Here is a 401-nt window from a genome sequence, read left to right on the forward strand (position 1 = left end):
TTGCCTGATCTTGTCCTCGGGAACCGGGTGGCCACCCTTATCCACGCGATGAGCAACACGCATGACGGACACGTTCGGGCTGCGCACGTTGACGTGGTACAGCACGACCTCGTATCCGGCCGCTTTCGCCTCCCGCACCAGGTCCACCTTGGATGGGTGAGAGAACGTGGATTCCGTGACCAGGCTCTTGCGCTCGGCCATCAACTCGCGCCGGCGGTTCTCCGCCAATTCCTGCCCGCGAGCGGACTCGGCCGCAGTGCGGGCAGGGTGCCCAAATTCCTTCAACGCCAGTTCATCAGCATTGACGAATTCAGCGTCGGGATAGCGCTTTTCCAGGCGATTTCGGTACAGCGTCGTCTTGCCGGCGCCGTTAGGGCCGGCAATGACGTGAAGCGTAGGCT

1 protein-coding gene is annotated in these 401 nt (G+C 62.3%); it reads right to left on the bottom strand.

Annotation, left to right across the window (positions count from 1 at the left end):
* Positions 1 to 401: zeta toxin family protein (locus tag EOD15_RS35480; protein ID WP_127409403.1), on the bottom strand; the 401-nt coding region annotated here is incomplete at both ends.

It is taken from the genome of Mesorhizobium sp. M7A.T.Ca.US.000.02.2.1, from assembly GCF_003996995.1.
GTDB lineage: Bacteria > Pseudomonadota > Alphaproteobacteria > Rhizobiales > Rhizobiaceae > Mesorhizobium.